The 7,308-nt window shown below is 72.8% G+C and carries 8 protein-coding genes; 1 reads left to right on the forward strand and 7 read right to left on the reverse strand.

Annotated features, from left to right (window positions below; genetic code table 11):
- Positions 1-45 precede the first annotated feature (45 nt).
- From ACFVS9_RS14895 to ACFVS9_RS14920, 6 genes are all read right to left on the reverse strand, one after another.
- Positions 46-1,350: a cytochrome P450 gene (locus ACFVS9_RS14895; protein ID WP_389932327.1), complete on the reverse strand. Its 1,305-nt coding sequence runs from the start codon at positions 1,348-1,350 to the stop codon at positions 46-48.
- Entirely contained in the window at positions 1,347-1,961 is a 615-nt protein-coding gene (locus ACFVS9_RS14900; protein ID WP_389932330.1) for an ATP/GTP-binding protein, read from the reverse strand. Before ACFVS9_RS14900 ends, ACFVS9_RS14895 begins: the two co-directional genes overlap by 4 nt.
- Positions 1,939-2,292 carry a DUF742 domain-containing protein gene (locus ACFVS9_RS14905; RefSeq protein WP_389932333.1) on the reverse strand — a complete coding sequence of 118 codons (354 nt, stop codon included), beginning with the start codon at positions 2,290-2,292 and terminating at the stop codon, positions 1,939-1,941. The genes ACFVS9_RS14900 and ACFVS9_RS14905 overlap by 23 nt, the downstream gene beginning before the upstream one ends.
- On the reverse strand, positions 2,289-2,711 hold the full coding sequence (locus ACFVS9_RS14910; protein ID WP_383115756.1) for a roadblock/LC7 domain-containing protein: 423 nt from the start codon (positions 2,709-2,711) through the stop codon (positions 2,289-2,291). The genes ACFVS9_RS14905 and ACFVS9_RS14910 overlap by 4 nt, the downstream gene beginning before the upstream one ends.
- Positions 2,708-4,108, reverse strand: coding sequence for an ATP-binding protein (locus ACFVS9_RS14915; protein ID WP_389932336.1), 1,401 nt, complete (start codon positions 4,106-4,108; stop codon positions 2,708-2,710). The genes ACFVS9_RS14910 and ACFVS9_RS14915 overlap by 4 nt, the downstream gene beginning before the upstream one ends.
- Before the next feature lie 72 nt (positions 4,109-4,180).
- The gene (locus ACFVS9_RS14920; RefSeq protein WP_389932339.1) at positions 4,181-5,173 is read right to left on the reverse strand and encodes an MBL fold metallo-hydrolase; all 993 of its coding nucleotides are present in this window, start codon (positions 5,171-5,173) and stop codon (positions 4,181-4,183) included.
- Between the two features lie 404 nt (positions 5,174-5,577).
- Here ACFVS9_RS14920 and ACFVS9_RS14925 point away from each other — a divergent pair, with 404 nt between their 5' ends.
- A complete protein-coding gene (locus ACFVS9_RS14925) occupies positions 5,578-6,471 on the forward strand; it encodes an SIS domain-containing protein (protein ID WP_383115753.1) in 894 nt (297 codons plus the stop codon).
- Positions 6,472-6,535: 64 nt separating this feature from the next.
- On the opposite strand, the gene ACFVS9_RS14930 is transcribed toward ACFVS9_RS14925, so the two are convergent.
- Positions 6,536-7,081, reverse strand: coding sequence for a hypothetical protein (locus ACFVS9_RS14930; protein WP_389932342.1), 546 nt, complete (start codon positions 7,079-7,081; stop codon positions 6,536-6,538).
- Positions 7,082-7,308: the final 227 nt, after the last annotated feature.

Consider the following 7,308-nt stretch of genomic DNA (forward strand, 5'->3'; position numbering starts at 1 on the left):
GTGCGCCGGCTGCGCTCGCTGTTCATCGGGCAATTCTCTCGCCCCTCACCCGTTCGGCGTACCACCGACACGGTTCGGAACCTGACGGGCGGCGTCCGGTACGCCCGTGTCGTCCGGTTCGGGCGCCATGTCGAGCGGGGTGAAACGCACCGGGAGATGAGCGGGGGCGCGGTGGAAGGGGCCCGGCCGCCACACCAGGGCGCCGGGTTCGACGGCGAGTTCCAGGTCGCAGAGCTGGCTGGTGAGCTGCTCGATCGCGGTCATCGCCATCAGCAGCGCGGGCTGCTTGGCCGGGCACCGGTGGGGACCCGTCGACCAGGCCAGGTGGGCACCGTCGCCCGAACGCACGGCGCGGTCCGAAACGGACGGCGGTGACTGCGTGTTGGCCGCGGCGAAGGAGACGAGGACGAGCTGTCCGGCACGGAGCGGGACACCGTGGAACTCGGTGTCGTGGCGCGGGAAGTGCGCGCCCATGTTGGCCAGCGGAGGGTCGCGCCAGAGCACGTCGTCGACCGCCTCGCGCGCGGTCATGGCGCCCCCGTGCAGCGAGCCCCTGTACCGGGGGTCGCTGAGCATGCGCAGCAGCGCGTTGCCGATCAGATTGGTGGTCGGATCGTGACCCACGCTCATGATCAACGTGATCTGACGCACCGTCTCGTCGTCGTCGAGGCCCGCCGGATGGGCGAGCAGGTACGAGGTGAGGTCGCGGCCCGGTCTGCGCCGGCGCTCGGCCACGAGGGAGGCGACGACGCCGACGAGGTCGTCGTGGGCCGCGGTCGCGTCCGCCTCGGGGTCCATCATGCCGGCGGTCCCGCGCACCACCCGCTCGGTGTCCTCGGGGGCCACGCCGAAGGACGCGGTGAAGACGTGCAGGGGCAGCCTGCGGGCGTACTGGGCGATGAGGTCACCGGTGCCGGTGGCCGAGAAGCCGGCGATGAGCCCCTGCGCGACCCGGGCGACCTCCGCGCGCAGCAGGTGGGGTTCGATCAGGGCGAGCGTGTCGTTGATCGCGTCGCGGTAGCGGGCGTGGACGGCGCCGTCGGTGAACAGGGCGGTGGGCCGGTGCCCGAGGACGGGCAGGACGGGTGAGTCCTGCGGCACGCCCCGCTGCCAGACACGCGGGTCCTTGGTGAAGGTCTCGGTGTCGCGCAGCAGGTCGACGGCCGCGTGGTAGTCGGTCACCAGCATCGCGTCCACGTCCGGGGCGATGCGGACCCTGGCCAGGGGCCCCTGGGCCCGCAGGGTCCGGTAGTGGCCGTGGGGGTCGGCGGCGAAGCCCGCGCCGTACAGCGGGAGCGGTTCGAGGAGCGAGGGGGCGTCGGGCGGGACGCCGGTCGCGGGAGGTGTCATGACGGTTCCAGGGGCGCGGGCAGACAGGTCAGCGCGTGTTCGGCGAGCGCGATGAGGGCGTCGATACTGCCCCGGCGCTCACGGGCGTCGCACTGGACCAGCGGGGTGCGGGGGTCGAGGTCGAGGTGCTTGCGCAGGACCTCGTCCGGGTGGGCGGGGGCGTCGGGGAAGCGGTTCACGGCCACGGCGTACGGGAGTCCCTGCTCCTCCACCATGTCCATGACGGCGAACGAGTCCTCGAGCCGGCGGGTGTCGACCATGACGAGGGCGCCGAGCGCACCGCGCGCGATGTCCTCCCAGAGGGGGAAGAACCGCTCCTGCCCGGGTGTGCCGAACATGTAGAGCACCAGGTCGTCCTGGACGGTCAGCCGGCCGAAGTCGATGGCGACCGTGGTGGTGGTCTTCTCCGGGAGACCGGCGGTGTCGTCGAGTCCCGTGCTGGACTGCGTCATCGCCTCCTCCGTGTGGAGGGTCGGGATCTCCGACAGCGTGCGGATCAGGGTCGTCTTGCCCACGCCGAAGGGACCCGTGACGACGAGTTTCATCAGGGTCTCGGCGGCGCTCGGCAGATAGCCGACGCCGCTCCGGTCAGTGGAGGGAACGGAGTCCAACGAGCAGCCTCTCGACGAGCGACCGGTCGATCTCACCGGCGCTGGGGATCGGTGGTCGAGCGTGCAGGTGTCCCGCGGCCACGAGGTCCGTGGCCAGGAAGACCGTGGCGCTGACCGGCAGGTCCAGGTGGGCGGCGCACTCGACGACGGTGAGGGCTCCCGGCTCCAGGAGCTCGCACAGCCTGCGCTGTTCCGAACCGGTGTCCGACGGCACCGCGGAGTCCGTGCGGATGAGCACGGTGAGCCGGTCGAGCGCGGGGCCGGTGGGTGTGGAACGTCCACCGGTGACCAGGTAGGCGGGGATCAGGCGGCGCCCTGGGCCGGGGGTCATGGCCGGGTGACAGCATCCGGTTGGCGGGTGGGGGCGTGCATGGCCCGGGTCAGCGCGGTGACCTGCACCTGCATCTGGTAGGCGATGTTCCCCAGGTGGGCGTCGGGGGCGGCGAACAGGGCCAGCGTGGTGTTCCTGCCCGCCGGGACGACGACGGCGAAACCGAGGTCGGACTCCACGACGGTCTGCGCCAGTCGGGGCGATCCGGCCTCCGTGAAGGCCGTGGTGAAGGCGCGGGCGGCCGCGTGCAGGGTGGCGGTCATCGCGGCGACACGCTCGGCGGAGGCCCGGTCCAGGCCGGGCGAGGCGCCCTCGACGAGCCCGTCACCGGTGGCGACCACGGCGTGCTGTACGCCGGGCAGCTCCAGCAGAGGGGTCAGCACCCAGGCGAGATCACCGGCGGTGGGGGTGGTGCTCACGTCTCGTCGTCTCCTTGGTCGTCCGATGGGGATGCTGTGGGCGGCCGCTCCGGGCGCCGGAGCGCCTTCCTGCCGCTGACGGTGCCTTCCTGGAGGGCGGCCCAGGCCGCACCGGCCTGCTCGGGCGTGCGGGGCGCGGGCTCCTCCGCCGCCTCCTGCGGCCGGGCCGCCGGCGCCTCCGGTCCGGCCGTCCGCCGGGACCTGCGCCGCCGGGTGGGCAGCCCGGCGGGCGGCTCCTCGTCCCCGCCGGCGGGCGGGGCCACGGAACCCTCGGGCGGGGGCGCGGCCGGCTCCTTCGCGGTGGGCTCGGCGGGGGCGGGGGCTTCGGGAACGGTCCCGCGCGCGTGCACCGGTGTGGGCGCGAGCACGGACAGCGTCCGGTCGTCGTCCATCACGGTCAGCAGATGGGCCGGGATACGGAGCATCGTGCGCATCCCGCCGTACGGCGAGGACTCGATGTGGCAGCTGAAGCCGTACCGCGCGATGAGCCGCCCCACCACGGCGAAGCCGGTCCGCGGCGGGTCACCCAGCTCGGTGAGGAGCACTTCGGAGGGGCCCGAGAGCAGTGCGCGGGCCCGCTTCAGGGCGTCGTCGTCCATGCCGATGCCGGCGTCGTCGACCAGGATCAGCGCCCCGCGCCCGGCGGTCTGCTGGACCGTCACCGGCACCTCCGTGTCGGGGTGCGAGTACGCCGTCGCGTTGGCCAGCAGCTCGGCGAGCGCGATGGCGAGGGGTTCGGCGGCCCGGGCGACCAGGGCGAGGCGCTCCTGGCGCAGGTGGTTGGCGACCTTGATCCGCTCGTAGCCCGCGACCCGGGACTGGGCGCCGAGGACGACCTCGACGAGTGAGGAGTTCTGGCGGGCGAGGCCGGGCCAGGCGTCGCAGAGCACGGCCGTGGCCTGGGTGCGCCGCAGCGCCAGTTCGTTGCGGAAGTCGAGTTGCAGGATCCGCGGGTCGTCGTACTCGTGCTGGAGCTCGTGCAGCAGGTGCTGCGACTGGTTGAGCAGGGACTGGATCTTGGCCGAGGTTCCGCGCATGGCCGCCCGTGCCGCCGCGTCGACGCGGCCCCGCTCCTCCAGGACCGCGGTGCGCGCGGCCTGTACGGCCTCGGTGAGCAGGCGGGCGGCGTCCCCCTCGATCCCGTCGGCCTCCAGGAGTCCCGGGACGGGCGCCGACCGGTGGGACAGCGCGGTGGCCGCCGCGGGTATCCGCTTCCGGGCGAGCTGGCGGATCTCCTCGGTGAGGGCGAGGGTGCGGGCCTCGGCGGCCCTGGCCTGGCGCTCGGTCAGCTCCGCGCGTGCCGCGGCGCCGTACGCCTCCCGCCTGGCCTGGTAGGCGCGTGCTGCCGACGAGGTCGCCACCACGACGGCGATCAGGGCCACGATCCATGCCAGCACGGCGTCACCGCGTCTCTGTCGTGGGGAACGGCCGCAAGCCCGCCCGGGGGCGGGCCGTCCGTCTGCCGGCCGTCACGCCGGTCCGCCGGTACACACGGCCTCGGTCTCCTGGGCCACTTCGGCCACCTCGGCCATCACCTGGAGGACGCCGGGGAGTTCCGAGCCGTCCAGGTGCCGGTACTCGCTGCCGATGGTCACGACGAGCCGCTCGGGCAGGCCGAGCGCCGGGTAGCGGCCCTCGCGGATCACCCTGCGGGCCGCCTCACCGGCGGGCACACCCGCGGCGTGCAGGGCGTGGGCGCGTTCGCGTACGTATGCGAGGTAGCCCATGTGCTCGCGCACTCCGGCGGGGTCGAGCACCGGTCCGTGGCCGGGCACGATGACCTCGGCGCCGGTGGCCAGGACGCGTTCGCAGGCGTCGATCACGTTGCCGAGGGGCCCGGCCCAGTGCACCGGGTGGTCCCCGGGCTGCTCCGGGGAGGACGAGAAGATCACATCACCGCTGAACACGGCGCGCTGGGCCGGCAGGTACACGATCAGGTCGCCCCCCGTGTGCGCGGGCGGCAGGGAGGACACCTGGACCGTGTACTCCCCCAGGGTCAGTTCGAGCTCTCCGGTGAAGTAGGTGGTCGGCCGCACCGTCTCGGTGGCGGACCAGTCGAAGACGCCGAAGTGCCGTCCGAGGTAGGCGCCGAGGGGTGTGGTGGGGTCGCTCCCGGCCACCAGGGCGTGCTGCTGCTGCGGGGTGGGGTCGTAGTGGAGGTGTTCCCGGGCCTCCCGGGTCGCGATGATCTCCGCGTCCGGAAGCACTCCGGCACCCCAGAAGTGGTCCCCGTTGGCGTGGGTGACGATCACCCTGCCGATGTCCGCGCCGTCGGGGAGCCGCTTGCGGCTCTCGGCCAGGAACTGGCCGGCCAGGAACGGGTCGTAGGGGGTGTCGATCCACAGCCCACCGCGTGGCGACACGAGGAGGCCGCAGTTGGCCAGGCCCCAGCCACGCTTCGGCGGCAGCCAGGCGTGCAAGCCCCTGCCGAGGTCAACGACGTCCGCACCCGTGATCGACATGGGGCGATTATGCCGACCTGGATCCGGGCGCGCGTTCGAACTCGGCCAATGCGTATGCCTGATGACGTGAAATCGCCTCCGCTCCGAACCCCCGGACGCGCGCCGGTGACCGTCCGGGGTCGCCGCGGACCTGTCCCACGGAGGATTTTTCGCCCGAAGTGCTGGATATCAGCCGCCGCGTTCACACCCGGCGACGGTTACCCACGCCGGGGCGACGGAACCGGATTGAGCCGACTACCCACCGAGCATGGCTGAAAACGATCGCCGTAATGATCACAAAGATGCCAGCACTTTGCTTGTTCTTGCTCGATTGAGCCGCGTAACATGCAGAACCGAACAAGTAGACGTCGATTTCACCCATCGCACCCATCGGGTGCGAGCAGCAGCGGAAGCGGAGCGCGGACATGTCGCATGTCGAGACCGAGACAGCCGGACAGCCGGAGTGCTGGGGCCGCGCAGCGGAGGTAGCTGCCGACCGGAAGGGGGACCTGCCCGCCGCCGGTGAGCGCATCGCCGTCGTCGGCTGCGGGACGTCCTACTACATGGCGCAGGCGTACGCCTCGCTCCGCGAGGACAGCGGGCAGGGCGAGTCCGACGCCTACGCCGCCTCGGAGTTCCCCTTCGGGCGCGCGTACGACCGGGTCGTCACGCTGACGCGTTCGGGGACGACGACCGAGGTGCTCGACCTGCTGACCCGGCTGCGGGGCACCACACGCACCATCGCGGTGACCGCGGACCCGCGGACCCCGGTGATGGACGCCGCCGACGAGGTCGTCGTCCTCGACTTCGCCGACGAACGGTCCGTCGTCCAGACGCGGTTCGCGACGACCGCGCTGACCCTGTTCCGCGCCCATCTCGGGCTGCACACGGAGGAGGTCGTCCGGGACGCCGAGACCGCCCTGGCGGAGCCGCTGCCCGAAGGCCTGCTGGACTGCTCCCAGTTCAGCTTCCTGGGGCGCGGGTGGACGATCGGCCTCGCCAACGAGGCGGCGCTGAAGATGAAGGAGGCGTCGCTGTCCTGGACGGAGTCGTACCCGGCGATGGAGTACCGCCACGGCCCCATCAGCATCGCCACCGAGGGCACGGCGACCTGGATGTTCGGTACCGCGCCCGAGGGGCTGCGGGACCAGGTGCGGGCCACCGGGGCCCGTTGGGTGGAGAGCGGCCTGGACCCGCTGGCCGACCTGGTCCGGGTGCAGCGGCTGGCTGTCGCCCGCGCCACGGCCCGGGGCCTCGACCCCGACCTGCCGCGCCACCTCACCCGGTCGGTGGTGCTGGACCCGGCCGCCGGGGCCTGAACCCGTCAGGGCATGCCGCGTACCGGGCCGACGGGCGGCCCGGTACGCGGCGTGACCCCGGAGGTCAGGCCTCTTCGAAGTAGGCGTCGAGCGCCTCGTCGAGTTCCGCCGTCCACACCTTCAGGTCGCTCCGGGCCCCGGCCTCGACCTCGGCGTTGAACCACCGGCGGCTCGACAGGTGGACGGTCACGGTGAACCGGCGCCCGAAGCGGCCGGTCGTGACCTCGACCGCGCCGATCTCGGTCCAGTCGAACTCCGCCTCCTGGTCGTCGAGGGTGAAACGGACGCCGTCGGCGTCCACCCGGATGGATCCGCGCCGGTCACTGACCTCGAAGACGGGACCGTCCGCGCCGTCGCGTTCCGCCGGGACCGCGTCGGCGACGTCCGGAGCCGCGTCGGCCTCCGGCTCCCCGGCGTCGTCCACGGCCTCCTCGGCCGCTTCCTCGCCGGCCGTGTCCGCGACCTCCTCCTCCCGGCTCTCCTCGGGTGCCGCCTTCTCCTCTTCCGCCTCCGTCCGCGCGGGGGCAGGGGCCGTCAGGCCGGGGATGTACGCCGGGTCTGTCCCCGCGGCGAACTCGGGCTGGGTGTTCGAATCTATGCGCTGCTCCACGGCGGGCAGTATGGACGACGAACCTGTACGAGACCAGTCACCCGGGCTCCGCCGGGCCTGTCGCCGGACTTCGGGGACCGCTGCGGCGCCGCGGCGCGGCCTTGGGGGACGGACGGCTGCGGACATGCGGAAACGGGTGGTGCGGGGATACGCCCCACCACCCCCCACACCCCCCCGCAGACAAAAAAAAAAACCCAACGCCTAACAAACCCCGGCCAACCAGGGGA

Source organism: Streptomyces sp. NPDC058008 (genome assembly GCF_042886395.1).
GTDB lineage: Bacteria > Actinomycetota > Actinomycetes > Streptomycetales > Streptomycetaceae > Streptomyces.

Bases quoted from the DNA above. Each gene is read 5' to 3' on its own strand.
- ACFVS9_RS14895 (WP_389932327.1), bottom strand. From the start codon at position 1,350: ATGACACCTCCCGCGACCGGCGTCCCGCCCGACGCCCCCTCGCTCCTC.
- ACFVS9_RS14905 (WP_389932333.1), bottom strand. From the start codon at position 2,292: ATGACCCCCGGCCCAGGGCGCCGCCTGATCCCCGCCTACCTGGTCACC.
- ACFVS9_RS14925 (WP_383115753.1), top strand. From the start codon at position 5,578: ATGTCGCATGTCGAGACCGAGACAGCCGGACAGCCGGAGTGCTGGGGC.
- ACFVS9_RS14920 (WP_389932339.1), bottom strand. From the start codon at position 5,173: ATGTCGATCACGGGTGCGGACGTCGTTGACCTCGGCAGGGGCTTGCAC.